The sequence below is a fragment of the Pseudomonas sp. PME37.24/025 genome (assembly GCF_055556615.1).
Genome location: NZ_JBVHNK010000002.1, coordinates 318,317 through 343,231, shown reverse-complemented (window position 1 = coordinate 343,231; position 24,915 = coordinate 318,317). Strand labels below are relative to the sequence as shown.

Here is a 24,915-nt window from a genome sequence, read left to right as displayed (position 1 = left end):
CTATGTCAACTCTGCGCACCTTTTTCATCATGGCCCTGCTGGGCTTGAGTCTTTCCATCAGCACGCTGCAAGCCGCCGAACCGCCGTCCAGCGAAGCCGTGCAGGCGAGCCTGGACAAGATCGCCGACCGCAAACTGCCGGAAGCCGATCAAAAAGCCCTGCAAGCGGTCCTGCAGAGCACGCTCACTCAGCTTAACAACCAGCGTGATTACGATCAGAAGCTGATCGATCTCAAGCAGCAGTTGACCAGCGCGCCAAGGCAGAACATCGAGAACCAGCGCGAACTGACCCGTCTCAAGGCCACCAAAGTGGTACCGGTGGCGCAACGCTATACCAAAGAGACCATTCAGCAGCTTGAGCAATTGCTGACCGAACGCTCCACCCAGCAAAGCGATCTGCAAAAAGCCCTGGCTGAAGCGAACAGCCTGATCATCACCGCCCAGACCCGCCCCGAGCGCGCCCAGGCCGAAATATCTGCCAGCCAGACGCGCATCCAGCAGATCAACAACATCCTCAAGATCGGCAAGGACAGCGGCAAGACCTTGACCCCTGAGCAACGCGATCAGCTCAACGCTGAACTCGCGGCACTGAACGCCTTGATCCCGTTGCGTCGCCAGGAACTGGCCGGCAACAGCCAGTTGCAGGACTTGGGCAACAGCCAGCATGACTTGCTGTCGGAAAAATCGGCGCGCCTGGACCAGGAAATCCAGGAACTGCAAACCCTGATCAACCAGAAACGCCTGGCCCAGTCGCAAGAGACGGTGACCCAGCAGTCCATCGAAGCGCAGAAGGCCGGCGGCAGCAGCCTGCTGGCCACCGAAAGCGCGGCCAACCTGAAGCTCTCAGACTACTTGCTTAAAAGCACCGACCGTCTCAACGAAGTCACCCAACAGAACCTGCAGACCAAACAGCAACTGGACAGCGTGACCCAGAGCGATTCGGCGCTGGACGAACAGATCAACGTGCTCAAGGGCAGCCTGCTGCTCTCCAAGATTCTCTACAAACAAAAGCAGACCCTGCCGCGCCTCAGGCTCGACCGCGATCTGGCCGACCAGATCGCCGACATTCGCCTGTATCAGTTCGAAGTCAGCCAGCAACGGGAACTGCTCAGCAACCCGACAACTTATGTCGATAACCTGCTGGCGACTCAACCGCCCGAACAAGTCACCCCACAACTGCGCAAGAGCCTGCTGGAACTGGCCACCACCCGCGCCGATCTGCTGGAGCGATTGAATCGCGAACTGAGCGCGGTGCTCAACGAATCCATCACGCTGCAACTCAACCAGAAGCAACTGCTCAGCACCGCGCAAAGTCTGCGGGCGACCCTCGACGAGCAAATGTTCTGGATTCCCAGCAACAAGCCGCTGGACCTTGAGTGGATGCACGGCGTGCCGGAGCGCCTGGAACGTCAGGTCACCACCTTGCCTTGGGCCTCGAGCCTGAGCGAACTGACCGATGGCCTGACGCAGCGGCCGCTACTGTTCCTGCCGCTGGCCTTTCTGATCGGGGCGCTGCTGTGGCGCCGCAAAAATCTCTATGCCCGCCTGAATAAAGTTCACCTGGACATCGGCCATTTCAAGCGCGACAGCCAGTGGCACACACCGCAAGCGATTCTGATCAACATCCTGCTGGCGATGCCGGTATCCCTGGGCCTGGCCTTATGCGGCCTGGCCTTGCAGATCGACGCCCGCGGACAGAACGCCAATATGGGCGCGGCACTGCTGCAGATGGCCCAGGCCTGGCTGGTGTTCTACACCGCCTACCGCATCCTCGCACCGGCTGGCGTGGCCGAACTGCATTTCCGCTGGGAAAAACCTCAGGTGGAATTCCTTCAAGGATGGATTCGCCGACTCGGGCTGGTGGTAATGGCCCTGGTGACGGTGGTGGCGGTTGCTGAACTGCAACCGGCGGCGCTGGCCGATGACGTGCTCGGCATGCCGGTGGTGCTGACCTGTTACGCCTTGATGGCCTGGTTGCTCAGCCGCCTGCTGGTCAGCAGCCCGACTCACGAAAACGCATCGCTGTTCCGCAAGGCCGTGGGAGTCATGTTCACTGTCCTGCCAATCGCGTTGTTCGTCGCCGTGTGCTTTGGTTACTACTACACCGCGCTGAAACTCAGCGACCGGTTGATCAACACGCTTTACTTGCTGATGTTCTGGCTGGTGATCGAGGCCACCTTCGTGCGCGGCCTCAGCGTTGCCGCACGACGCCTGGCCTATCAACGCGCCCTGGCCAAACGCCAGGCTGCCAAAGAAGCCGGCGACGGTGAAGCGGTGATCGAAGAGCCAACCCTGGACATCGAGAAGGTCAACGAACAGTCACTGAGACTGATCCGCCTGGCCTTGCTCGGCGGTTTCATCGCGGCGTTGTATTGGGTCTGGTCGGACCTGATTTCAGTGTTCTCGTACCTGGACAACATCACCCTCTACGAATACACCAGCGGCACCGGCGCCAACATGAGCATGGTGCCGATCAGCATCGGCGACATGCTCGGCGCGCTGATCATCATCGGCATCACCTTCGCGCTGGCGCGCAACCTGCCGGGCTTGCTGGAAGTGTTTGTGCTGTCGAAGCTGAACCTGGCCCAGGGCAGCTCCTACGCCACGACCACGCTGCTGTCCTATGTGATTGCCGGCGTCGGTTTCGTTTCAACCCTGTCCACACTCGGCGTGAGCTGGGACAAGTTGCAATGGCTGGTGGCAGCGCTGTCGGTCGGTCTCGGTTTCGGGATGCAGGAGATCTTCGCCAACTTCATCTCCGGCATCATGATCCTGTTTGAACGCCCGGTGCGGATCGGCGACACCATCACCATCGGCAACCTGTCGGGCACGGTGAGCAAGATCCGCATCCGCGCCACGACCATCACCGACTTCGACCGCAAGGACATCATCGTCCCGAACAAGACGTTCATCACCGGGCAACTGATCAACTGGTCCCTGACCGACACCATCACCCGAGTGACCCTCAAGCTCGGCGTCGACTACGGCTCGGACCTGGACCTGGTGAAAGAGCTGCTGCTCAAGGCAGCCCGCGATAACCCGCGCGTGCTGAAGGACCCCGAACCCCACGTGTACTTCCTGAACTTCGGCGAAAGCACCCTCGACCACGAATTGCGCATGCATGTGCGCGACCTCGGCGACCGTAACCCGGTGCTCGACGAGGTCAACCGCTTTATCAATCGCGAATTCAAGAAGCAACACATCAACATCTCGTTCCGGCAGATGGAGGTCTACCTCAAAAACCTTCACGGCCAGGAATACAAGATGGTGCCGGTTGATCCAGAAACCAAAACCATCGTGCCCATCGTGCCGGTCGCCGACGGCAAACCGCGGCACGAGCCGCCACCTGTCGAACTCGACTAACCGCTCTATCCCTAGCAGAATGCTCGGACATTCTGCTGGAGATGGCCGTTGAAAGCCCTCGACGAACTGACCTTCGACAATCGCTTCGCCCGCCTGGGCGATGCGTTCTCAACCCATGTGCTGCCCGAGCCCATCGCCGCTCCGCGACTGGTGGTCGCCAGCCCCGCCGCCATGGCGTTGCTGGACCTGAACCCGGCTGTGGCCGAGACACCGGTGTTCGCTGAGCTGTTCGGCGGCCACAAGCTCTGGGCCGAGGCCGAGCCGCGGGCGATGGTCTATTCCGGGCATCAGTTCGGCTCTTACAACCCGCAGTTGGGCGACGGCCGTGGTCTGTTGCTGGGCGAGGTCTATAACGAAGCCGGCGAGCATTGGGACCTGCACCTCAAGGGCGCCGGCCAGACGCCTTACTCGCGCATGGGCGATGGACGCGCGGTGTTGCGTTCGTCGATCCGCGAGTTTCTTGCCTCCGAAGCCCTGCATGCCCTGAACATTCCCACTACTCGCGCACTGTGCGTAATCGGCTCCGACACACCGGTATGGCGCGAGAAACAGGAACGCGCAGCCATGGTCTTGCGCCTGGCACCGAGCCATGTGCGCTTCGGGCATTTCGAATTTTTCTACTACACCAAGCGCCCCGAGCAGCAGAAAGAACTCGGCAACCATGTACTGGCGATGCATTTCCCGCACTGCCTGGAACAGCCGGAACCGTACCTGGCGATGTTCCGCGAAATCGTCGAGCGCAATGCCGAGCTGATCGCCAAATGGCAGGCCTATGGGTTCTGCCACGGTGTGATGAACACCGACAACATGTCGATCCTCGGCATTACCTTCGACTTCGGCCCGTTCGCCTTCCTCGACGACTTCGACGCCCACTTCATCTGCAACCATTCCGATGACCAGGGCCGTTACTCCTTCAGCAACCAGGTGCCGATCGGCCAGTGGAACCTCAGCGCTCTCGCCCAGGCCCTGACGCCGTTCATCAGCGTCGAAGCCCTGCGCGAAACTCTCGGCCTGTACCTGCCGCTGTTCCAGGCCCATTACCTGGACCTGATGCGCCGCCGCCTCGGTCTCACCACTGCCGAAGATGACGACCAGAAACTGCTGGAGCACCTGCTGCAACTGATGCAGAACAGCGGCGTCGACTACAGCCTGTTCTTTCGCCGCCTGGGGGATGAGTCACCGGAACTGGCCGTCGCCCGTTTGCGCGATGACTTCGTCGACATCAAGGGCTTCGATACGTGGGGCGCGCTCTACATCGCCCGGATTGCTCGTGAAGGTGTGATTGATCAGCAACAGCGCCGCAAACGAATGCATGCGGTCAATCCGCTGTACATCCTGCGTAACTATCTGGCGCAGAAAGCCATCGATGCGGCGGAAAGTGGCGACTATTCAGAAGTTCGTCGTTTGCATGCGGTATTGAGCAATCCATTCGAGGAACAGCCTGGAATGGAGAGCTATGCCGAGCGACCGCCGGAGTGGGGCAAGCATCTGGAGATCAGTTGTTCGTCGTGAGACTTAACAACACTGAATTGATCCGTCAGGGACACCAGCACTCGTAGGGTGTATCTCTAACCAAGGAAGGTTATTGCCTACAAACTTCTGCCTTGATAAACATCATTTCCGACTCCAGATCAGTGCCATAGATTGCCTACTCATCCGGAACCCGATCATGCCTGACCCACTCCTCATCCCCTGCCCCCACTGCAACGGCCTTAACCGCATCCCCGCCGAACGCCTCGACGACCATCCAAAATGCGGCCGCTGCAAGGCCGAAGTCCTGCTCAACAAGCCGTTCGAATTGAAGCAAGGCGACTACGCCAGTCAGATCAAGGGCGACCTGCCGTTGCTGGTGGATGTATGGGCGGACTGGTGCGGGCCGTGCAAGTCGTTTGCGCCGGTGTTCGAGCAGGCGGCGGGGCAGTTGGCGGGCAAATGTCGGCTGGCCAAGCTGGACAGCGAGGCGAATCAGCAGTTGTCGGCGCAATTGGGGATTCGCTCGATCCCGAGCCTGATTCTGTTCAAGAATGGCCGGGAAGTGGCTCGCCAGAGCGGAGCCTTCCCGTTACCGCAATTGATGAGCTGGTTGCGTAGCCAAGGGATTTAGAGCCACCACAAATAAATGTGGGAGCGACGGTGCGACGATTCGACCTGCTCGCGAAGAGGGCTTCGCATTCAACATCTCTGTTGACTGGACTTCCGCTTTCGCGAGCAGGCTCGCTCCCACAGTGGTTCGGTGTTGTTTACAGGAATCAGGCATTTTCCAACAGATTGTGCAGGTCGACGAACTGCTGGGTCAGTTTATGCCGCGGGTCGAGGTGGATCAGCGGCGTGTTGGCCTGGTGGGATTCGCGCATGCGCACCGAACTGGCCAGGTACACTGGCAACACCGGCAGGCCCTCGGCGATCAGTTCGTCGAGGATTTGCTGAGGCAAACTGGCGCGGGCCTGGAACTGGTTGACGACGATGCCTTCAACTTCCAGCCCTTCGTTGTGGTCCTCCTTCAATTCTTCGATTTCCGCCAACAGGCCATACAGCGCCTGGCGCGAGAAACTGTCGCAGTCGAAGGGAATCAGCACACGATCAGCGGCGATCAAGGCCGAGACGGCATAGAAATTCAGTGCTGGCGGCGTATCGAGGTAGATTCGGTCGTAATCGCCGTCCAGCTCCTCGAGCAATTTGCGCAGCTTGTTGATCTTGTGCTTGGCCTCAAGCTTGGGCTGCAAATCAGCCAGCTCGGCGGTGGCGGTGACGACGTGAAGGTTGTCGAATGGGGTTTCGTAGATGTCGACCTGGTTTTTCTTCGAGAACGGACCTGAGGACAGAGTCTGCTTGAAGAAGTCAGCGATCCCCATCGGGATATCATCACCGGTGAGTCCCGTCAGGTATTGAGTGGAATTGGCCTGAGCATCGAGATCCACCAACAGCGTGCGATAGCCTTCGCTGGCGCTGACCGCCGCCAGATTACAGGCAATGCTTGACTTGCCCACGCCACCTTTCTGATTGAACACCACGCGCCGCATGTCAAAACCTCCGTGTATCAAAGAATGACCGAGTGTAGTAGTCCACGGCGCTGCTTAGCTACCTCGCCGGCATCGGGACTACACAGTCATTGGAAAATATCCGGCGGAAAAGCCGCCAACTCGCCCATCGATAGCCGATAGAGCTGACAGACATGTCCGCTGCAACGTGGATAATGGCCAAACGACAGTTTTTTTGCGAACCAGACGGTACATTTCGTTGCGCAAAATGTAACCAGCATTTGCTACACGCCCGCCGCACCGGGATAATGCGCGCCACTCGGCGTTAAGCGCCACGTAAGGTCAGCCGCGGTTTTTGCGACTTGCCGCGGTCAAGGAAGCCCCGCAGGGGCGGGATGAATGTCTGTGATCAACTTCAACATCGCCCAATGGCGCGCATGGGCCCCTGGGCTTGAAAGCGTGGATGATTGGCAGGCCTGGAGCCGACAACCGGTCGTGCTCGGGCCCAGCGATGCCGCCCCCGATGTATCGTTTCTGCCGGCCATGCAGCGTCGGCGACTCAGCCGTCTGGCGCGGATGGCGTTTAGTGTCGGCTGGCCATTGGCCGATGGTCGCCAGGACCTGCCGTTGGTCTTTATTTCCCGCCACGGCGAAACTCCACGCACTTTCGAAATTCTCAGCGATCTGGCGACTGACCAACCGTTGTCGCCCACCCAGTTCAGCCTGTCGGTGCACAATGCGGTCATTGGCCTGTGGTCGATCATGCGTGGTGAAACCAGCGAGATGACCGCCCTCGCCGCAGCTGGCGATGGCCTTGAACACGGCATGCTGGAGGCGGCGGCATTGCTTGAGGAAGGGGCGCCTGCAGTACTGCTGGTAGTGACTGAAGAGCAACCGCCCGCGGCTTACTCGGCCTGGATCGACGACGTGCCATTCCCTTACGCGGTCGGCCTGCTGATTACGCCCGGCAATCAGTGGCAGCTGTCGCTGAACAGCACCTCACAAGCGTTGTCCAAACCCCACTGGCCTCATGCCCTGAATCTGTTGCGTACCCTGCTCAGCCAGCAGACCACCTGCCAACATGCCTGGAAAAATCGTCTATGGACCTGGCAACGCAACCTGTAACCGATAAAAACCGCGACGCCTATTACTGGCGCCTGCTGGCCACTGCCGCAAGCTTCACCCTGTTCGGGTTGGGCGGGCTTTGCCTGCGACTGGTGGTGTTCCCGCTGTTGAACTGCCTGCCGGGAGACAACCAGACCCATCGTCAGCGGGCACGACAGACCGTCAGCCGGTGTTTCTGGTTTTTCATTCGATTCATGGCTCGCACTGGCGTGCTGACCTATGACATTCAGGGTGCGGAAAAACTCGGACGGCCAGGCCAGATGATCGTCGCCAATCACCCCTCGCTGATCGATGTGGTGTTTTTGATCGGCCTGGTGGGCCACGCCAACTGCGTGGTCAAGAAAAGCCTCTGGGAAAATCCGTTCACCCGCGGCCCGCTACGCCGTACCGATTACATCAGCAACGACGGCAGCATGGACATGCTCGACGCCGCTGCCGACGCGCTGAAAAGCGGTCAGACCCTGATCATTTTCCCCGAGGGCACCCGCACCCAACCCGGCAAATCGCCGGCCTTTCATCGGGGGGGCGCGGCAATTGCCTTGCGCGGTGCGAGAATCCTCACCCCGGTGATCATCAAGGTCAGCCCGACCACATTGACCAAGGCCGAACCCTGGTATCGGATTCCCAAACGCCGCGTGCACTTCAGTTTTCGTGTCGGGGCCGATATAGACCCACAGACCTTCGCCGCGCTGGGTGCCGCACCTCAGGCCTCGCGCAAGCTCAACGACTATTTGCATTCTTACTTTATCAAGGAGCTCGCCGAAGATGAGCGATCTACACCGTGAAATCAAAGAACTGATCATTGACGCCCTGGGCCTCGAAGACATCAGCGTCGACGACATTGGCGATGACCAGACACTGTTCGGCGAAGGCCTGGGCCTGGACTCGGTAGACGCCCTGGAACTCGGCTTGGCGATCCAGAAAAAGTACGGCATCAAAATCGATGCCGACGCCAAGGACACCCGTAATCACTTCACCAACGTGGCGAGCCTTGCGGCGTTCGTCACTGCAAAACAGGCAGCTTGAGACCGGACCATGCAAACTCGTGACGATATTTTCAATACCCTGCGCGATGCTCTGGTCGAACTCTTCGAGCTGGAGCCCGAGCGCATCAGCCTGGGGTCCAACCTGTATCAGGATCTGGAAATCGACAGCATCGATGCGGTCGACCTGATCGATCACATCAAACGCCAGACCGGCAAGAAAATCGCCGCCGAAGAATTCAAATCGGTGCGTACCGTCAGCGACGTGGTCGAGGCGGTCTACCGTCTGGTTCAACCAGCCGCATGAGCCGACTGATCGGCCTGGGCCTGCTGCTGGCAGGCCTGTTGTACCCCTTTGCGGTGTATTTCGGCATGGAGCATTTTGCCCCGTGGCAGTTCGGTCTGCTGCTGGGTAGCCTGTGGCTGGCGCGAGCGCTGACCGGCGAGCGGCGTCCCGGAAGCCTGTGGATGGCCACGGTCGCCATCGGGTTTTGCCTGCTGCTGGCGCTGTTCGACAGCCCGGTGCTGCTGCGCTGGTACCCGGTGTTGATCAGCGCCTTCATGCTGGTGCTGTTCGGCCTGAGCCTGAAATACGGCCCACCGATGATTGAACGGCTGGCCCGTCTGCGAGAGCCGGAATTACCGGCCGGGGCCATTCGCTACACCCGCCAGGTGACGATTGCCTGGAGCGTGTTTTTTCTCTTCAACGGCTTGTGCGCCGCCGCCCTGACTCTTTGGGCGCCGCTGAGTTGGTGGATGTTGTACACCGGCCTGATCTCCTATGGATTGATCGGCCTGATGTTTGCCATTGAATGGCTGATACGACAACGGGTAAGAGGCCGCCCATGAATTGGATAACACTTGAGCAACTGTTGCTCAAGGCTCAGCCGGACCGAGCCGTGACGGTGGAACCTGCGTTGAATCACGCGCAATTGTGCGGACAGGCCCTGAGCCTGGCTGCCGGCCTGCAAGCTCAGGGAGTGCAGCGCATCGCCGTGCACCTTGAGGACGCCGCCGACCTGGCCATTGCCCTGCTCGGCGCCTGGCGTGCCGGGGTCAGCGTACTGCTGCCCGCCGACCTGCAAGCGCAGACTCGCCAGCGCTGGTCGACCGAGGTCGATCTGTGGCTGACCGATCAGACCGATGATGCTCATTTGAGCGATTATCAGCATCCACCGCTGCCGACTAACTCACTGGACCTGGATCGCTGTCAGCTGAGCCTGTGCACCTCCGGCTCCAGTGGCGAACCCAAGCGCATCGACAAAACCCTGCGCCAATTGGCCAATGAAGTCGAAGCGCTGGAGCACCTGTGGGGCGCAGATCTGGGCAAGGCCTGCATCATCGGCAGCGTCGCCACTCAACACATCTACGGGTTGCTGTTTCGGGTGCTGTGGCCGTTGTGCGCCGGGCGCTCGTTCGTACGTAAACAACTGGCCTTCCCGGAAGACCTGCAGCGCGCCAGCCGCGAACACCCGGCCTTCGCCTGGGTCGCCAGCCCTGCGCTGCTCAAACGCATGGGCGACAACCTCGACTGGCCAGCGCTGAGCGCGGTGCGCCGAGTGTTTTCCTCCGGTGGTGCGTTGTCCGCCGAAGCGGCGCAAAGCCTGCATGAGCGTCTGCAACAATGGCCGACGGAAATTTTCGGCAGCTCGGAAACCGGCGGCATCGCTTGGCGTCAGGGCCAGAATCTCTGGCAGCCCTTCGCCGATGTTGCGCTGAGCCAGGACAGCGATGGCGCCCTGCTTATCGCCTCACCGTACTTGCCGGCCGGCCATATCGAACACACCGCCGACGCCGCACGCATCGCCGCCGACGGCCGTTTCGAGCTGCTGGGACGGCTGGACCGAATCGTCAAACTGGAAGAAAAACGTATCTCGCTACCGATGCTCGAACAGGCGCTGATGGCGCACCGCTGGGTCGCCGAAGCGCGCCTCGGTGTGGTTCAGGAAAGCCGCGCCTCATTAGGGGCGTTGCTGGTACTCAGCGAACAAGGCCTGCATGCCTTGCGCAATCAGGGTCGACGCAGCCTCACTCAAGCCTTGCGTCAGCATCTGAGTCAGCATTGTGAAACGCTTGCCCTGCCACGTCGCTGGCGCTTGTTGCGGCAACTGCCGCTGAACGCGCAAGGCAAACTGCCCCAGGCCGAGGTTGAAGCCTTGCTGCTGGCGCCCCGCCCAAAGGCACCGCAAGTGTTGGAGCAGCTTGAAGTCGATGGCGAGTGGAGCCTGCAACTGGCTGTCCCGCCAGACCTGGCGTATTTCAGCGGCCACTTTCCCCGAGCGCCGGTATTGCCCGGCGTGGTGCAGGTGGATTGGGCATTGAGCCTGGGCCAGCAATTGATGGATCTGCCGGCAAAATTCGCCGGTATGGAAGTGCTGAAATTCCAGCAACTGGTACGCCCCGGTGATGAAATCCAGTTGCACCTGCGCTTCGACTCGGCGCGCAGTAAATTGTATTTCGCCTATCGCAATGAAGCCGCCACCTGTTCCAGCGGGCGGATTTTGCTGGAGACCTCAGGCGATGCATAACCTGTGGCGAGGGAGCTTGCTCCCGCTGGGCTGCGAAGCGGCCCCAAAATCAACCGACGCAGACTTCATTGCGAGCGCTTCGCACTCGAACGGGAGCAAGCTCCCTCGCCACAGTAAGCTCCTTTACAACAAGGGTTCTGTGGAGGTTTCTGATCATGCATAACCCCTGCGCCGTAATCCCGGTCTACAACCACGAAACCGCAATCACTGCCGTGGTCGATGCCCTGCTTGCCAGTGGCCTGCCATGCATTCTGGTGGACGATGCCAGCAGCCCGGCCTGCGCCAAGGTGCTTGACCAACTGGCCCAGCGTGACCGGGTTTACCTGATCAGGCTCACTATCAATCAAGGCAAGGGTGGCGCAGTGATGACCGGTCTGCGAGAGGCCTCGCGCCTGGGCTTCAGCCATGCCTTGCAGGTGGACGCCGACGGCCAGCATGACCTGCAAGACGTCAAAGTCTTCATCGAGCATTCGCGGACCCATCCAGAGGCAGTGATCTGCGGTTATCCGCAATATGACGCCAGCGTCCCGAAGGGGCGTTTGTACGCCCGCTACCTGACTCATGTGATGGTGTGGATCAACACCCTGTCGTTGCAGATTCGCGACTCGATGTGCGGCTTCCGCGTCTACCCGTTGCCGCCAACCCTGGCACTGATCGACTCGGCCAGGATCGGCAAGCGTATGGACTTCGACTCCGACATTCTGGTGCGCCTGGCCTGGCGCAATCAGCCGATGCAGTGGCTGAAAACCAGGGTCCATTACCCTCTGGATGGCGTCTCGCATTTCCGGCTGTTCCACGACAATGTACTGATTTCGAGCATGCACACCCGGCTGTTCTTCGGCATGTTGCTGCGCTCACCGGTGATCCTCTGGCGACGGTGGCGAGCATGAGCGAGAACGCAGACAAACAGCACTGGGCCGACCGCCAGGAACGCGGCAGCTTCTGGTTGATGAAGTTCACCGCGCTCTGCGCAAAAGTCTTGGGCCGTCGGTTGTTGAGCCCGTTGCTGTACGGCATCGTGCTGTACTTTTTTCTGTTCGGGCGCAGCGCCCGCCACAGTGCCTGGCAATACCAGCAGCGGCTTGCCGACTGGAGCGGTCGTAGCGAATTGCGCCCGAGCCATTGGCGGGTGTTCGGCCAGTTCATGGCCTTCGCCGACTCCATGCTCGACAAACTCGATGTGTGGAACGGCAAGCTGAGCATCGATCAAATCGAAATCATCGACCCGGCACTGCTGCGCAATAAACTGCGCGGCACACGCGGGCAAATGCTGGTGGGCGCGCACCTGGGCAATCTCGAGGTTTGTCGGGCGCTGGCCGAGATCGGTGAGAAAGTCACCATGAACGTGCTGGTGCACACCAAACACGCCGAACAATTCAACCGTCTGCTGGGCGAAGCCGGGGCGACCAATCTGCGGCTGATTCAGGTCAGCGAGCTGGACCCGGTGATCATGCTGCAACTGCATGAACGCCTCGAGCGCGGCGAATGGCTGGCGATTGCCGGCGACCGCGTGCCGCTGCATGGCGGGCGCAGTGTCACGGTGGATTTTCTCGGCCATCAGGCAGCGTTCCCGCAAGGCCCGTGGCTGCTGGCCGGTCTGTTGAAATGCCCGATCAACCTGATGCTGTGCCTGAAGAAACCCACGGGCGACTATCGACTGACCCTCGAACCGTTCGCCGATGCCATCGTGTGGAAACGCAGCGACCGCGAACAGGTCATTCATCAGTGGGCCTCCCGCTACGCCGAACGCCTGGGTCACTATTGCCTTGAAGCGCCCCAACAATGGTTCAACTTTTACCCTTTCTGGAAGATCGATGACGACGCCAACGCTTGAGCCGGTAACCTTCGGCGAACTCCCTTTGCGCATCGAAGACGTGCTGGCCCTGGCCAACCGTCAGGTGCCGACGCAGTTGCAGAGCGACGCTGAGTTTCGCCAGCGCATCGCCAAGGGCCCGCAGTTCCTTGATTCCCTGCTGGACAAGGAAGGCGTGATCTATGGCGTGACCACCGGTTATGGCGATTCCTGTGTGGTGGCGGTGCCGCTGCACCACGTCGAAGCCCTGCCCCGTCATCTGTATACCTTCCACGGTTGCGGCCTGGGCAAACTGCTCGACGCCCAAGCCACCCGCGCGGTGCTGGCAGCGCGTTTGCAGTCGCTGTGCCACGGCGTTTCCGGGGTACGCGTGGAGCTGCTGGAGCGTCTGCAAGCCTTCCTTGAACACGACATTCTGCCGCTGATTCCGGAAGAAGGTTCGGTGGGCGCCAGCGGTGATCTGACGCCGCTGTCCTACGTCGCCGCGACCTTGTCCGGAGAGCGCGAAGTGATGTTCCGTGGTGAGCGCCGACAAGCCGCCGATGTGCACCGCGAACTGGGTTGGAAGCCGCTGGTGTTGCGCCCCAAAGAAGCGCTGGCGCTGATGAACGGCACTGCAGTCATGACCGGCCTCGCCTGCCTGGCTTACGCCCGCGCTGATTACCTGCTGCAACTGGCCACGCGCATCACCGCGCTGAACGTGGTCGCTTTGCAGGGCAACCCGGAGCACTTCGACGAGCGCCTGTTCGCCGCCAAACCTCATCCAGGGCAGATGCAAGTCGCCGCGTGGCTGCGCAAGGATTTGGCGATCGATGCGCCGACCGCGCCGCTGCATCGCCTGCAAGACCGCTATTCCCTGCGTTGTGCGCCGCACGTGCTCGGTGTACTGGCCGACAGCCTGAGCTGGCTGCGCTCGTTCATCGAGATCGAACTCAACAGCGCCAACGACAACCCGATCATCGACGCCGAAGCCGAACGCGTGCTGCACGGCGGACACTTCTACGGCGGCCACATTGCGTTTGCCATGGACAGCCTGAAAAACCTGGTGGCCAACGTCGCCGACTTGCTCGACCGTCAGCTCGCGCTGCTGGTGGACGAGCGTTACAACCACGGCTTGCCGAGCAACCTGTCCGGCGCCACCGCCGACCGTGCGATGCTCAACCACGGTTTCAAGGCGGTGCAGATCGGCACCAGCGCCTGGACCGCCGAAGCCCTGAAAAACACCATGCCGGCCAGCGTCTTTTCGCGCTCCACCGAGTGCCACAACCAGGACAAAGTGAGCATGGGCACCATCGCCGCCCGCGACGCCATCCGCGTGCTGGAGCTGACGGAACAGGTCGCCGCCGCCACGCTGCTGGCCGCCAACCAAGGCGTCTGGCTGCGCGGCCAGGCTGAAGACGCGCGCCCACTGCCACCGGCCCTGGCCGCGATGCACGAAGAATTAGCCAAGGACTTCCCGCCGGTCATCGAAGACCGTGCCCTGGAAGGCGAATTGCGCCTGTGCCTGCAACGCATCGCCGAACAACACTGGAGGCTGCATGCGTAGCAAGGGAGTGCTTCACACCGACACGGAAATCCTCGTACCGTTCTTTGACGTCGACACCATGAACGTGGTCTGGCACGGCCATTACATCAAGTACCTGGAAGTCGCTCGCTGTGCGTTGCTGGACAAGATCGGCCACAACTACGACGCCATGGTGGCGTCGGGTTACGCGTGGCCGGTGATCGATTTGCAACTGCGCTATGTGCGTGGCGCCGTGTTCGGCCAGAAGCTGAATGTGCGCGCCAGCCTGGTGGAGTGGGAAAACCGCCTGAAGATCAGTTACCTGATCAGCGATCTGGCCACCGGCGAGCGCCTGACCCGCGCCTGTTCCGTGCAGGTCGCCGTCGACATGAGCAGCCGCGAAATGCAGCTGGCCTCACCGAAGGTGTTCACTGACGCGGTTGAAAGGATGCTGCCATGAATTCGCTGTTCAAATGGCTTGGCGTTTTAGCGTTGCTCGGGCTTTCATCATTGGCGCAGGCTTTCGATCTACAGCAACTCAGCGATCAACTGGCCAAACCCGATGTGATCCACGGCAGTTTCATCCAGGAAAAACACCTGCGCGCCCTGCCCCAGCCGCTGACCAGCAAGGGCACCTTCGTTCTGGCGAAGAATCACGGCCTGCTCTGGCTGCTGAAAACCCCGCTGCAACAGGACTATCGCATCAGCGACAAGGGCATTGCCCGGCGTGATGCCAACGGTTGGCAAATGCTGCCGAACAAGAGTGCCGGCGCCGAGCAGAACCGTTTGTTCCTCGCGGTGCTGCAAGGCGACAGCAGTGGCCTGCAACGGGATTTCGAACTGTCGCTGAGCGGCGATGCACAAAGCTGGAAGCTGACCCTGACCCCGCGTTCGATGCTGCTCAAGCAGGTGTTCAATCAGATCAACATTGACGGCGGCGAACTGGTGCATAGCATCGAGCTGCTCGAAACCCAGGGTGACCGAACCCTGTTGCGTATGCAGGACAGCACTAGCGCACAACCTTTGAGCGATGCGGAGCAACATGACTTTGCTGAGTGAACGGATGCTGCCGCGGCTGTTTCTGATCCTGCTGCTGGCGGTGCTCGCACTTGCGGGCTGGCAATGGCGTGACGACGCGCCGCTGTCGGCCAACCTGATGGAACTGGTACCAGGCACGGCGCCGGACGCGCTGGAACTGCGCGCAGAACAACGCATGCAAGAACCGCTGAACCGGGAAATGCTGGTGCTGGTCGGCCATAAAGACCGCCAGCAAGCCATCGCCATGGCGCAAAAACTCGGCGAGCAATGGCAGGCCAGCGGCGTCTTCGAAAAGATCCAGTGGAACTTGCAGGCCGACTTGCCGGCGCTGCGCACACAATTGCTGCAAGGCCGACTGGCGATGTTGTCGGCGGCCGACCGGCAGCAACTCATCGAGCACCCCGATGCCTTTATTCAGCAACGGGTACAAGCCCTGTTCGACCCGTTCACCGGCTTCAGCCTGGTGCCGAGCCAGGACGACTGGCTCGGCCTGACCGGGCGCATCCAGAACAGCCAGCCACAGCACGGTTCGGTGCAACTGGACATCGGCAGCGGTGCGCTGGTTGCCGATGCCGACGGCAAGAGTTGGGTAATGTTGCGGGCGCGAACCGCCGGCAACGCATTCGACATGAACCTGCCGCTGCAAGTGGCCGACCTGCTCCAGCACAGTCGCGAAGAAGCCGCCCGGTCGGATGTGCAACTGCTCGCCGCCAGTGGCCTGCTGTATGCCGCCAGCGGTCAACGGCAAGCCGCGCGCGAGATGACCTGGGTCGGCGGCGGCGCCACGGTGGGGATTCTGTTGCTGCTGTTGCTGGCCTTCCGGCGTTGGCGTGTATTGCTGGCATTCGTCCCGGTGCTGGTGGGCATGCTGTTCGGCACGGTGGCCTGTGTGGCGCTGTTCGGTCACATGCATGTGATGACGCTGGTGCTGGGCTCCAGCCTGATCGGCGTGGCGGTGGATTACCCGCTGCATTACCTGTCCAAAAGCTGGAGCCTGAAGCCCTGGCATAGCTGGCCGGCGTTGCGCCTGACCCTGCCGGGGCTGACGCTGAGCCTGATCACCAGTTGCATCGGCTACCTGGCCCTGGCCTGGACGCCGTTCCCGGCCCTGACCCAAATTGCCGTGTTCTCCGCCGCCGGCCTGCTTGGCGCCTACCTGTCGGCAGTGTGCCTGTTGCCGGCGCTGCTCAAGGGCGTGGATCTGCGGCCGGCGCAATGGCCGATGCGCATCGCCGAGAAGTTGCTGGAGCTGCGTGAAACGTTGCTCAAATACGTACGCACGCCGGTGCTGCTGGCGCTGTTGATCGCCTTCTGTGTCGGCGGTCTGTTGCAGCTGCAGAGCAAAAACGATATTCGCCAATGGGTCGGCACGCCGCAGCAACTGACTGACGAAGCCCAGACCATCGCACGCATCACCGGCTATCAACCCACCAGCCAGTTCTTCCTGGTGCGCGCGGCCAATCAGCAGGAATTGCTCGAGCGCCAAACGGCACTGAGCGAGCGTCTGGATCAGTTGGTCAATCTGGAGAAACTTCAGGGCTATCTAGCGCTCAATCAACTGGTCAGCCAGCCGAGCGAACAGCGCAAAGTGCGTGAAGCACTGAGCAAGTTGCCGCAGTTCTGGCAACCGTTGCTCGACCTCGGCGTGCCGGCCGCCGCGTTGCAGGCCGAGTTGGCAACGTTGCAGGCGCTGCCCACCGAAGATATCGACGCAGCGCTGGCCGGTCCATTGGCCGAACCCTACCGCACGCTGTGGCTGGGGCCGACCGATGACGGCGTGGCCGCGATGGTCAGCCTGCAAGGCTTGAATAATCCCGCGCTGTTACGGGTCCAGGTGCAGGACTTGCCGGGCGTGGAACTGGTGGACCGCCTCGGCGAACTGAACCAGGTTTTCGCCGCCACTCAAATCAGCGCCGCTGAATTGAAACTCGCCTCCTGCGTACTGATCGTGCTGGTGCTGATCCTGCCATTCGGTTTCGGTGGCGCATTACGAATCGTCTCTCTGCCGTTGCTGGCGGCTCTGTGCAGTCTGGCAAGCCTGGGTTGGCTCGGTCAGCCGCTGACATTGTTCAGCCTGTTCGGCCTGCTGCTGGTGACGGCCATCAGCGTCGACTACGCGATCCTCATGCGCGAACAGATCGGCGGCGCCGCGGCGAGTCTGCTGGGCACCTTGCTGGCAGCGGTGACCACTTGGCTGTCGTTTGGCCTGCTGGCAGTGTCCAGCACGCCGGCGGTGAGCAACTTCGGCCTGTCGGTGAGCCTCGGCCTGGCATTCAGTTTCGTTCTGGCGCCGTGGGCCGGACGACAAGCCCACATCGCACCGATTACGGAGCCGGCAGCATGATGGTCGCTGCGTTCTGGTTGATGGCCCTGGTGTTGTTCGCCATGGCTACCCGTGTCGGCCGTCATTTCGGTCTGATTCCGATCGTCAGCCAGTTGCTGCTGGCGACCTTCGGCCTGCCGCTGCTGATGTACTTCTGGATCGAACCGGGCTGGCACCTGAGCGGTGCCGACCTGATCTCGCCGGACTGGCTGAAGAACCTCTACAGCCTGAGCTTTGCCTTGCTGCTGGGGCACATCCTCAGCGACGTGATCGACCTGCGGCTGGAACGTCAGAGCCTGAAAATCGCCCTGCCGAGTTTCTGTATTCCGTTTGCCTGCGGGCTGGCGACTGCGGTCTGGCTGTTGCCGCCGCAGCCGTGGATCAGCTCGCTGGCGGTCGGTCTGCTGTTCGCCATCACCGCGATTCCGGTGTTGTATCTGTACCTGCGACACATCAACTACCCGCCCGCTGCCACCCGACGCCTGGTGCAGACCGCGATCCTGATCGACCTGACCTGCTGGACTCTGTTCGCATTTGCCCAGGGCAGCCTGCACCTGAGTAGCCTCTTGCTGCCGCTGGCCGGTGCCTGCCTGCCGTTGTTGCTGCGACTGCTCGGGTTGCGCCAACCGTTGCTGCACAGCGGCTGCTTCTTCGCGCTGCTGGTGGTCGCCGAACACTTCAAACTCAATGCGCTGATTTTCGGCATCGGCTATCTGCTGTGCATGGCCGCGCTCAAGGTGCCATTGGTGCTGCCATTGTCGGCGGCGTGGATGAGTCGTTTGCAGACCTGGATCGCCATCCCGCTGATCCTCACGTTCGGCATCGTGCAGATCAACGTGCACAGCGCCATCGACAGTCTCGACGGGGTGCAACTGGCCGCGCTCCTGCTGTTGCCGATCGCCAGCAAATTGCTGGGCAACTGGCTGGGCCTCGGCTGGGCTGGCGCCTCGTTTGAAGGTGCCAGCCGCTGGCGGGAAAGCCTTTTACTGAATATTCGCGGCTTGAGCGAGATCGTCTTTCTCAATCTGCTGCTGCAACAGCAACTCATCAGCCCGGCGCTGTATTTCGCGCTGATGTTGATGGGCCTGATCGCAACCCTGCTGCCGGCACTCGCCGGCATGCACCGAATCCCTTTGAACATCGCCGCCCCGGCAAGGAGCACCCGTGCCAACAGTTGAAATGGAACGTCGTCAGGTACTGGTGATCGGCGCAGGCCCCTCGGGCGCCATCGCCGCCGCGCTGCTCAAGCGTAAAGGTCATGATGTGCTGATGATCGAGCGCCAGCATTTCCCACGGTTTTCCATCGGTGAAAGCCTGTTGTCCCACTGCCTGGATTTCGTCGAAGAAGCCGGCATGCTCGAGGCGGTAAATGCTGCGGGTTTCCAGCGCAAGAACGGGGCAGCGTTCGCTTGGGGCGATCAGTACAGTGCCTTCGACTTCGGCGACACGTTCACCAACGGCAAGCCGACGACGTTCCAGGTCCAGCGCGCCGACTTCGACAAGCTACTGGCCGATCAGGCTGAGCTGCAAGGTGTCGATGTCCGTTACGGCGAAGCCATCGTCAGCGCCGATTTCAGCCTGCCGAAACCGCAGCTCGACGTGCTTCGCGAAGACGGCAGCCAATACCGCGTCGAAGCCGACTTCGTGCTCGATGCCAGCGGCTACGGTCGCGTGCTGCCGCGCTTGCTGGACCTTGAAGCGCCGTCGAACTTCCCGGTGCGCCAAGCCGTGTTCACCCATGTCGAAGACTGTATCGACAACCCGGCTTTCGACCGGGAGAAAATCCTCATCACCACCCATCCGATCCAGCGCGATATCTGGTTCTGGACTATCCCGTTCAGCAACGGCCGTTGCTCGGTGGGCGTGGTGGCGGCCGCCGAACACTTCGAAGGTCGTACCGAGAATCTGGACGACTGCCTGCGCGGTTTCATCGCCGAAACCCCAAGCCTGGCCGGTGTACTGAACAACGCCGTGTGGGATACGCCCGCGCGGTCCATCGGTGGCTACTCGGCCAACGTCAAAACCCTGCACGGCCAAGGTTTCGCCCTGCTGGGCAATGCAGCGGAATTTCTCGACCCGGTGTTCTCTTCCGGTGTGACCATCGCCATGCGTTCGGCGAGCATGGCCGCCGGGGTACTGCACCGCCAACTGCAAGGTGAAAGCGTCAACTGGCAGACCGAGTTCGCCGAACCGCTCAAGCGCGGCGTCGACACCTTCCGTTGCTACGTCGAAGGCTGGTACGCGGGGACCTTTCAGGATGTGATTTTCTATCAGGGCGGCACAGCGGAAATCCGCCGCATGATCAGCTCGATCCTCGCGGGTTACGCCTGGGATGAACGCAACCCGTTCGTCAGCGAACCCAAACGTCGACTGCGAATGATCTCGGACCTTTGCGCACAGGATCCGACATGAGTTATTTGAGCGACAACTACGTCGAAGAGACCCGTTTTGGTTTCTGGTTCCTGCGCAGTCACACCTGGCAGCACCATGTATTGCGCGTGGCGATTAATGATTTGCGCGACCTGTTCAACGCGCCATTGCCCGACAACCCGGTATTGCTGGATGCCGGTTGCGGCCAGGGCAAGTCGTTCCAGTACCTGCGCCAGACCTTCGCGCCTCGGCGCCTGATCGGGCTGGATGCCGACCCTCACAGCCTGAACCTGAGCGGCGCAGAAGCGGCCCGCCAGGGCATGGATGTGGAGCTGATCGGCAGTGACTGCGCGAGCATCAAAATACCGGACGCCAGTGTCGATCTGCTGTTCTGTCACCAGACCTTCCATCACCTGGTCGAGCAGGATCAGGCCCTGGCCGAGTTCTATCGGGTACTCAAGCCGGGAGGCTATTTGCTGTTCGCCGAGTCCACCGAGGCTTACATTGATACGTGGGTGATTCGCTGGCTGTTCCGTCACCCGATGCACGTGCAGAAGAGCGCCGCCGGCTACCTGGACATGATTCGTCGCCAGGGTTTTGAATTCGGCCCGCAGAACGTGTCTTACCCTTATTTGTGGTGGAGTCGCGCCAAGGATTTCGGCCTGCTCGAACGCTTCGGCTTGCGCCAGCCGAAACCCTTTGGCCAGCGGGAAGAAACCCTGGTCAATGTGGTCGCGCGCAAGCCCCTTGAAGGGTGTGCCTGATGATCCGTTTCCTGCTTCTGGGTTGTGTCCTGTTGCTGAGCGCCTGCGCCAGCCAGGCGCCGCTGCCCGAGCGAACCCCGAACCTGGCGTTGCCGCTGCAACTGCACATCGAACGGCAGATGGCCGAGCAACGTCAGGACTGGCTGCTGGTGATCCAGCGTGAAGGCCCAGGCATTCGTTGGTCGATGATGGACCCTTTGGGGATTCCCGTGGCACGGCAGAAACTGATCGATGGCCAATGGCAGGCCGACGGTCTGCTGCCGCCCAATCCGGAAGCCCGGGAGCTGTTCGCCGCCCTGTTGTTCGCGTTGACCCCTGCGGGCGAGTTGCACAGCAACTATCCCGCCGCCCGGCAGGAGGGCGGGCAACGGTCCTTGTCACCGCGCTGGAACATCCGCTATTCACAACCAAGCTATTCACAACCACTGAGCTTTGAATTGAACGTGTCCCAAGGCCCGCATTATCGCGTCACTCCGTTAGGCGAGCACACGCCATGACGGCCTATCTGAACGCCCTCGGGGTGATCTGCGCCCTGGGCCGCGACAAGCAGGAAGTCGCCCGCAACCTGTTTGCCGGCGATTGCTCGGGCATGCGCAGCGAGGCCGGCTGGGTCGTGGAACGCTCGCTGCCGGTCGCGGCGGTGCGCGGTGAGCTGGCGCCGATTCCGGCTGAGCTGGCGCATCAAAACAGTCGCAACAATCAATTGCTGCTGGAGGCTGCGCTGCAAATTCGCGAAGACATCGAGCAAGCGATCCAGACCCACGGCCGCGACCGTATCGGCGTCATTCTCGGTACCAGCACCTCGGGTATTCACGAGGCCAGCAGTGGCCTGGCCCATTACATCCGAGAGCATCAGTTCCCCGCCGATTACGACTATCAGCAACAGGAACTCGGCGCGCCGGCGACGTTTCTCGCCGACTGGCTGCAATTGAGCGGCCCGGCCTATGTGATTTCCACCGCCTGCACCTCCAGCGCCCGTGCGCTGATGAGTGCCCAACGACTGCTCGACCTGGGCATGTGCGACGCCGTGTTGTGCGGCGGTGTCGACAGTTTGTGCAAGCTGACCCTCAACGGCTTCTCGGCTCTGGAAGCAGTGTCCGAACAGCGCTGCAACCCGTTTTCGGCGAACCGCAACGGCATCAATATCGGCGAAGCGGCGGTGTTGTTTCTGATGAGCAAAAACGCCGGCAACAGCCAACCGATTGCCCTGCTCGGCAGTGGCGCCAGCTCCGATGCACACCATATTTCCGCGCCGGAACCGACCGGCCGTGGCGCCCTGCAAGCGATGCGCAAAGCCTTGAGCCGCGCAGGCCTGCAACCGCAGCAGATCGGTTATCTGAATCTGCACGGCACCGCCACCCAACACAACGACGCCATGGAAAGCCTGGCCGTGACGACGCTATTCCCGCAAGGCGTGCCCTGCTCATCGACCAAACCGATGACCGGCCATACCCTCGGCGCTGCCGGCGCTTTGGAAGCAGCGTTCTGCTGGTTGAGCCTGAGCGCGGACAGCCGCGCTTACAATCGTGAGCGTGCCCTGCCGCCCCACATCTGGGACGGCCAGCCCGACCCTGAGTTGCCGGCCCTGCATTGGGTGACCCCGACCGACCACCTGACGTCCATTGCACCTCGCTATCTGATGAGCAATTCCTTTGCCTTCGGTGGCAATAACGTCAGCCTGATTATCGGAGACGCCCCATGATTGCCTGGCCGCTCGCCGAACTGCTGCCGCATGCCGGCGACATGATCCTCATTGAGCAAATCCTGTCGTTCGATGACGAGCAGATTCATACCCGACTCACCGTCAAACCCGACGGCCTGTTCAATCGCCCCGACGGCAGCCTGCCGGCCTGGGTCGGCATCGAGCTAATGGCCCAGAGCGTCGCCGCGTACGCCGGCTGCCATGCGCGTCAGAAAGGCAATGCGGTAGAGTTGGGCTTCCTGCTCGGCACCCGTAAATTCGAATGCAACGTGGAACACTTCCCCGCCGGCACCGAGTTGACCATCCATGGGATACGCTCGCTGGAAGACGACAACGGCATGGGTGTGTTCGAATGCCACCTCACCGCCCCCGGCATCCACGCCACTGCCCGGCTGAACGTGTTCCGCCCGCCTCAAGCCGCGCAATATCTTCATGAACCCCAAGGAGTCGAGTGATGACTGAATCCGTACTGGTCACCGGCTCCAGCCGTGGTATCGGCCGCGCCATTGCGTTGCGTCTGGCCCGGGCCGGGCATGACATCGTGCTGCACTGCCGCAGCGGCCTTGCGGACGCCGAAGCCGTCAAGGCCGAAGTCGAGGCTCTGGGCCGCAACGCTCGCATCCTGCAATTCGACGTGTCCGACCGTGGCCGTTGCAAAGCTATTCTTGAAGCCGATGTCGAAACCCACGGTGCCTATTACGGCGTGGTGCTCAACGCCGGCCTGACCCGCGACGGTGCTTTTCCGGCCCTGAGCGAGGAGGATTGGGATCTGGTGATGCGCACCAATCTCGACGGTTTCTACAACGTGCTGCACCCGGTGATGATGCCGATGATCCGTCGTCGCGCCGCCGGACGGATTGTCTGCATCACCTCTGTTTCCGGGTTGATCGGCAATCGCGGCCAGGTCAATTACAGCGCCTCCAAGGCCGGTTTGATCGGCGCAGCCAAGGCGCTGGCGATCGAACTGGGCAAGCGCAAAATCACGGTTAACTGTGTCGCACCCGGCCTGATCGACACGGCAATGCTCGATGAAAACGTGCCGGTGGAAGAATTGATGAAAATGATCCCCGCACAGCGCATGGGCACCCCGGAAGAGGTAGCCGGTGCGGTGAATTTCCTGATGTCGGCGGAAGCGTCGTATATCACCCGGCAGGTTCTGGCCGTCAACGGAGGCCTGTGCTGATGAAGCGCGTCGTCGTCACCGGCATGGCCGGCATCACCTCACTGGGCAGCGACTGGGACACCATCGCCGCCAACTTCGCCGCCAATCGCAGCGGCATTCGCCGCATGGACGAGTGGGATCGTTTTACCGAACTCAACACGCGCCTGGCCGGGCCGATCGATGACTTCAAAGTACCGAGCCACTGGACCCGCAAGCAGCTGCGCAGCATGGGCCGCGTCTCGCGCCTGGCCGTTGGCGCGGCTGAACAGGCCTTGGCGGACGCCGGTCTGCTGGGTGACGAGTCGATCAAGGACGGGCGCATGGGTGTTTCCTGCGGCTCGTCCACCGGCAGCACCGACGAGATCAAGGCGTTCGGCAAAATGCTGCTCAACTCAGTGGCCGAAGGCTTGAACGCCAACTCCTACGTGCGGATGATGCCGCACACCACGGCGGCGAATATCAGCATTTTCTTCGGCCTCACCGGCCGACTGATCCCGACCTCCAGCGCCTGCACCAGCGGCAGCCAGGGCATCGGTTATGCCTACGAATCAATCAAGTTCGGCCGCCTGCCGCTGATGCTCGCCGGCGGTGCCGAAGAGCTGTGCCCGACCGAAGCCATGGTGTTCGATGCGCTCTATGCCACCAGCCTGAAAAACGATGCCCCGCAAACCAGCCCTCGCCCTTACGACTCCGGCCGCGATGGCCTGGTCATTGGTGAAGGCGGCGGCATGCTGGTGCTCGAAGAGCTCGAACACGCCTTGGCACGCGGCGCACATATCCACGCCGAGATCGTAGGTTTCGGCAGCAACGCCGACGGTCAGCACGCCACCCGTCCGGAGCAGCTCACCATGCGCCGGGCCATGGAGCTGGCGCTGGAAGACGCCGGGCTCGAACCGACCGCCATCGGTTATGTAAATGGTCATGGCACCGCTACAGAACAGGGCGACATTGCCGAAACACTGGCAACCAGCGCGTTGTTCGGCGAACACATGCCGATCAGTTCACAGAAGAGTTTCCTCGGTCACACCCTGGGAGCCTGCGGCGCGCTGGAGTCCTGGTTCAGCATCGAAATGATGAACCGCGACCGGTACGTACATACTTTTAACCTCGATGAGATCGATCCGCAGTGCGGCAAGCTCGATTACCTGCGCGGTGAATTCCGGCAGATGAGCAATGAGTACGTGATGAACAACAATTTCGCTTTTGGTGGGGTCAACACCTCGTTGATTTTCCGCCGCTGGCACTGACCTAACCACTTATGGA

General features: G+C 61.3%; 24 protein-coding genes. 23 read left to right on the top strand and 1 reads right to left on the bottom strand.

Features of this window, described 5'->3' with window-relative positions; genetic code table 11:
- Positions 1–2 precede the first annotated feature (2 nt).
- The 3 genes from mscK (at position 3) to trxC (ending at position 5,466) form a co-directional block, all read left to right on the top strand.
- Positions 3–3,362, top strand: a complete 3,360-nt coding sequence (mscK, locus tag ACZ3HH_RS04795) for a mechanosensitive channel MscK (RefSeq protein ID WP_465803052.1) — start codon at positions 3–5, stop codon at positions 3,360–3,362.
- A 48-nt stretch (positions 3,363–3,410) separates the two neighbouring features.
- Positions 3,411–4,874 carry a protein adenylyltransferase SelO gene (gene selO, locus ACZ3HH_RS04790; RefSeq protein ID WP_465803051.1) on the top strand — a complete coding sequence of 488 codons (1,464 nt, stop codon included), beginning with the start codon at positions 3,411–3,413 and terminating at the stop codon, positions 4,872–4,874.
- Between the two features lie 157 nt (positions 4,875–5,031).
- Positions 5,032–5,466 carry a thioredoxin TrxC gene (trxC, locus tag ACZ3HH_RS04785; RefSeq protein ID WP_367373891.1) on the top strand — a complete coding sequence of 145 codons (435 nt, stop codon included), beginning with the start codon at positions 5,032–5,034 and terminating at the stop codon, positions 5,464–5,466.
- A 145-nt stretch (positions 5,467–5,611) separates the two neighbouring features.
- On the opposite strand, the gene ACZ3HH_RS04780 is transcribed toward trxC, so the two are convergent.
- Entirely contained in the window at positions 5,612–6,382 is a 771-nt protein-coding gene (locus ACZ3HH_RS04780; RefSeq protein ID WP_008009127.1) for a ParA family protein, read from the bottom strand.
- A 357-nt stretch (positions 6,383–6,739) separates the two neighbouring features.
- Between ACZ3HH_RS04780 and ACZ3HH_RS04775 the strand changes: the two genes are divergently transcribed.
- The 20 genes from ACZ3HH_RS04775 to ACZ3HH_RS04680 all read left to right on the top strand — a co-directional run bounded on the left by ACZ3HH_RS04775 (position 6,740) and on the right by ACZ3HH_RS04680 (position 24,899).
- Entirely contained in the window at positions 6,740–7,465 is a 726-nt protein-coding gene (locus ACZ3HH_RS04775) for a beta-ketoacyl synthase chain length factor (protein ID WP_465803048.1), read from the top strand.
- Positions 7,441–8,250: a lysophospholipid acyltransferase family protein gene (locus tag ACZ3HH_RS04770; RefSeq protein WP_465803047.1), complete on the top strand. Its 810-nt coding sequence runs from the start codon at positions 7,441–7,443 to the stop codon at positions 8,248–8,250. Before ACZ3HH_RS04775 ends, ACZ3HH_RS04770 begins: the two co-directional genes overlap by 25 nt.
- Positions 8,231–8,491 carry a phosphopantetheine-binding protein gene (locus tag ACZ3HH_RS04765; protein WP_123721556.1) on the top strand — a complete coding sequence of 87 codons (261 nt, stop codon included), beginning with the start codon at positions 8,231–8,233 and terminating at the stop codon, positions 8,489–8,491. Before ACZ3HH_RS04770 ends, ACZ3HH_RS04765 begins: the two co-directional genes overlap by 20 nt.
- Before the next feature lie 9 nt (positions 8,492–8,500).
- Positions 8,501–8,755 carry an acyl carrier protein gene (locus ACZ3HH_RS04760; protein ID WP_007903178.1) on the top strand — a complete coding sequence of 85 codons (255 nt, stop codon included), beginning with the start codon at positions 8,501–8,503 and terminating at the stop codon, positions 8,753–8,755.
- Positions 8,752–9,297 (top strand): COG4648 family protein, encoded by a 546-nt coding sequence (locus ACZ3HH_RS04755; RefSeq protein WP_465803046.1) that lies wholly within the window; start codon positions 8,752–8,754, stop codon positions 9,295–9,297. Before ACZ3HH_RS04760 ends, ACZ3HH_RS04755 begins: the two co-directional genes overlap by 4 nt.
- A complete protein-coding gene (locus tag ACZ3HH_RS04750) occupies positions 9,294–10,976 on the top strand; it encodes an ApeI family dehydratase (protein WP_465803044.1) in 1,683 nt (560 codons plus the stop codon). Before ACZ3HH_RS04755 ends, ACZ3HH_RS04750 begins: the two co-directional genes overlap by 4 nt.
- Positions 10,977–11,131: 155 nt before the next feature.
- Positions 11,132–11,866: a glycosyltransferase family 2 protein gene (locus ACZ3HH_RS04745; RefSeq protein ID WP_465803042.1), complete on the top strand. Its 735-nt coding sequence runs from the start codon at positions 11,132–11,134 to the stop codon at positions 11,864–11,866.
- Complete coding sequence (locus ACZ3HH_RS04740) at positions 11,863–12,810, top strand: LpxL/LpxP family acyltransferase (protein WP_465803040.1); 948 nt, start codon at positions 11,863–11,865, stop codon at positions 12,808–12,810. The genes ACZ3HH_RS04745 and ACZ3HH_RS04740 overlap by 4 nt, the downstream gene beginning before the upstream one ends.
- Positions 12,791–14,335 (top strand): HAL/PAL/TAL family ammonia-lyase, encoded by a 1,545-nt coding sequence (locus ACZ3HH_RS04735; protein WP_465803039.1) that lies wholly within the window; start codon positions 12,791–12,793, stop codon positions 14,333–14,335. The genes ACZ3HH_RS04740 and ACZ3HH_RS04735 overlap by 20 nt, the downstream gene beginning before the upstream one ends.
- The gene (locus ACZ3HH_RS04730; RefSeq protein WP_367373881.1) at positions 14,328–14,753 is read left to right on the top strand and encodes an acyl-CoA thioesterase; all 426 of its coding nucleotides are present in this window, start codon (positions 14,328–14,330) and stop codon (positions 14,751–14,753) included. The genes ACZ3HH_RS04735 and ACZ3HH_RS04730 overlap by 8 nt, the downstream gene beginning before the upstream one ends.
- Positions 14,750–15,352, top strand: coding sequence for an outer membrane lipoprotein carrier protein LolA (locus ACZ3HH_RS04725; RefSeq protein WP_465803036.1), 603 nt, complete (start codon positions 14,750–14,752; stop codon positions 15,350–15,352). Before ACZ3HH_RS04730 ends, ACZ3HH_RS04725 begins: the two co-directional genes overlap by 4 nt.
- Positions 15,336–17,675 (top strand): MMPL family transporter, encoded by a 2,340-nt coding sequence (locus tag ACZ3HH_RS04720; protein ID WP_465803034.1) that lies wholly within the window; start codon positions 15,336–15,338, stop codon positions 17,673–17,675. The genes ACZ3HH_RS04725 and ACZ3HH_RS04720 overlap by 17 nt, the downstream gene beginning before the upstream one ends.
- Complete coding sequence (locus ACZ3HH_RS04715) at positions 17,672–18,832, top strand: sodium:proton antiporter (RefSeq protein WP_465803033.1); 1,161 nt, start codon at positions 17,672–17,674, stop codon at positions 18,830–18,832. The genes ACZ3HH_RS04720 and ACZ3HH_RS04715 overlap by 4 nt, the downstream gene beginning before the upstream one ends.
- Positions 18,819–20,066: an NAD(P)/FAD-dependent oxidoreductase gene (locus ACZ3HH_RS04710; protein ID WP_465803031.1), complete on the top strand. Its 1,248-nt coding sequence runs from the start codon at positions 18,819–18,821 to the stop codon at positions 20,064–20,066. Before ACZ3HH_RS04715 ends, ACZ3HH_RS04710 begins: the two co-directional genes overlap by 14 nt.
- Complete coding sequence (locus ACZ3HH_RS04705) at positions 20,063–20,788, top strand: class I SAM-dependent methyltransferase (RefSeq protein WP_465803030.1); 726 nt, start codon at positions 20,063–20,065, stop codon at positions 20,786–20,788. The genes ACZ3HH_RS04710 and ACZ3HH_RS04705 overlap by 4 nt, the downstream gene beginning before the upstream one ends.
- Positions 20,788–21,285 carry a hypothetical protein gene (locus ACZ3HH_RS04700; RefSeq protein ID WP_465803028.1) on the top strand — a complete coding sequence of 166 codons (498 nt, stop codon included), beginning with the start codon at positions 20,788–20,790 and terminating at the stop codon, positions 21,283–21,285. The genes ACZ3HH_RS04705 and ACZ3HH_RS04700 overlap by 1 nt, the downstream gene beginning before the upstream one ends.
- Positions 21,282–22,490 carry a beta-ketoacyl-[acyl-carrier-protein] synthase family protein gene (locus ACZ3HH_RS04695; RefSeq protein WP_465803026.1) on the top strand — a complete coding sequence of 403 codons (1,209 nt, stop codon included), beginning with the start codon at positions 21,282–21,284 and terminating at the stop codon, positions 22,488–22,490. Before ACZ3HH_RS04700 ends, ACZ3HH_RS04695 begins: the two co-directional genes overlap by 4 nt.
- Positions 22,487–22,945, top strand: coding sequence for a hotdog family protein (locus tag ACZ3HH_RS04690; protein ID WP_465803024.1), 459 nt, complete (start codon positions 22,487–22,489; stop codon positions 22,943–22,945). The genes ACZ3HH_RS04695 and ACZ3HH_RS04690 overlap by 4 nt, the downstream gene beginning before the upstream one ends.
- Positions 22,945–23,673 (top strand): 3-oxoacyl-ACP reductase FabG, encoded by a 729-nt coding sequence (gene fabG / locus ACZ3HH_RS04685; protein ID WP_465803023.1) that lies wholly within the window; start codon positions 22,945–22,947, stop codon positions 23,671–23,673. The genes ACZ3HH_RS04690 and fabG overlap by 1 nt, the downstream gene beginning before the upstream one ends.
- The gene (locus ACZ3HH_RS04680) at positions 23,673–24,899 is read left to right on the top strand and encodes a beta-ketoacyl-ACP synthase (RefSeq protein WP_465803022.1); all 1,227 of its coding nucleotides are present in this window, start codon (positions 23,673–23,675) and stop codon (positions 24,897–24,899) included. Before fabG ends, ACZ3HH_RS04680 begins: the two co-directional genes overlap by 1 nt.
- Positions 24,900–24,915: the final 16 nt, after the last annotated feature.

Bases quoted from the DNA above. Each gene is read 5' to 3' on its own strand.
- ACZ3HH_RS04780 (WP_008009127.1), bottom strand. From the start codon at position 6,382: ATGCGGCGCGTGGTGTTCAATCAGAAAGGTGGCGTGGGCAAGTCAAGC.
- ACZ3HH_RS04770 (WP_465803047.1), top strand. From the start codon at position 7,441: ATGGACCTGGCAACGCAACCTGTAACCGATAAAAACCGCGACGCCTAT.
- ACZ3HH_RS04680 (WP_465803022.1), top strand. From the start codon at position 23,673: ATGAAGCGCGTCGTCGTCACCGGCATGGCCGGCATCACCTCACTGGGC.
- ACZ3HH_RS04750 (WP_465803044.1), top strand. From the start codon at position 9,294: ATGAATTGGATAACACTTGAGCAACTGTTGCTCAAGGCTCAGCCGGAC.
- ACZ3HH_RS04740 (WP_465803040.1), top strand. From the start codon at position 11,863: ATGAGCGAGAACGCAGACAAACAGCACTGGGCCGACCGCCAGGAACGC.
- ACZ3HH_RS04775 (WP_465803048.1), top strand. From the start codon at position 6,740: ATGTCTGTGATCAACTTCAACATCGCCCAATGGCGCGCATGGGCCCCT.
- ACZ3HH_RS04755 (WP_465803046.1), top strand. From the start codon at position 8,752: ATGAGCCGACTGATCGGCCTGGGCCTGCTGCTGGCAGGCCTGTTGTAC.
- mscK (WP_465803052.1), top strand. From the start codon at position 3: ATGTCAACTCTGCGCACCTTTTTCATCATGGCCCTGCTGGGCTTGAGT.
- ACZ3HH_RS04765 (WP_123721556.1), top strand. From the start codon at position 8,231: ATGAGCGATCTACACCGTGAAATCAAAGAACTGATCATTGACGCCCTG.
- ACZ3HH_RS04715 (WP_465803033.1), top strand. From the start codon at position 17,672: ATGATGGTCGCTGCGTTCTGGTTGATGGCCCTGGTGTTGTTCGCCATG.
- ACZ3HH_RS04725 (WP_465803036.1), top strand. From the start codon at position 14,750: ATGAATTCGCTGTTCAAATGGCTTGGCGTTTTAGCGTTGCTCGGGCTT.
- ACZ3HH_RS04700 (WP_465803028.1), top strand. From the start codon at position 20,788: ATGATCCGTTTCCTGCTTCTGGGTTGTGTCCTGTTGCTGAGCGCCTGC.
- trxC (WP_367373891.1), top strand. From the start codon at position 5,032: ATGCCTGACCCACTCCTCATCCCCTGCCCCCACTGCAACGGCCTTAAC.
- ACZ3HH_RS04705 (WP_465803030.1), top strand. From the start codon at position 20,063: ATGAGTTATTTGAGCGACAACTACGTCGAAGAGACCCGTTTTGGTTTC.
- ACZ3HH_RS04720 (WP_465803034.1), top strand. From the start codon at position 15,336: ATGACTTTGCTGAGTGAACGGATGCTGCCGCGGCTGTTTCTGATCCTG.
- ACZ3HH_RS04730 (WP_367373881.1), top strand. From the start codon at position 14,328: ATGCGTAGCAAGGGAGTGCTTCACACCGACACGGAAATCCTCGTACCG.
- ACZ3HH_RS04735 (WP_465803039.1), top strand. From the start codon at position 12,791: ATGACGACGCCAACGCTTGAGCCGGTAACCTTCGGCGAACTCCCTTTG.
- ACZ3HH_RS04690 (WP_465803024.1), top strand. From the start codon at position 22,487: ATGATTGCCTGGCCGCTCGCCGAACTGCTGCCGCATGCCGGCGACATG.
- ACZ3HH_RS04760 (WP_007903178.1), top strand. From the start codon at position 8,501: ATGCAAACTCGTGACGATATTTTCAATACCCTGCGCGATGCTCTGGTC.
- fabG (WP_465803023.1), top strand. From the start codon at position 22,945: ATGACTGAATCCGTACTGGTCACCGGCTCCAGCCGTGGTATCGGCCGC.
- ACZ3HH_RS04745 (WP_465803042.1), top strand. From the start codon at position 11,132: ATGCATAACCCCTGCGCCGTAATCCCGGTCTACAACCACGAAACCGCA.
- ACZ3HH_RS04695 (WP_465803026.1), top strand. From the start codon at position 21,282: ATGACGGCCTATCTGAACGCCCTCGGGGTGATCTGCGCCCTGGGCCGC.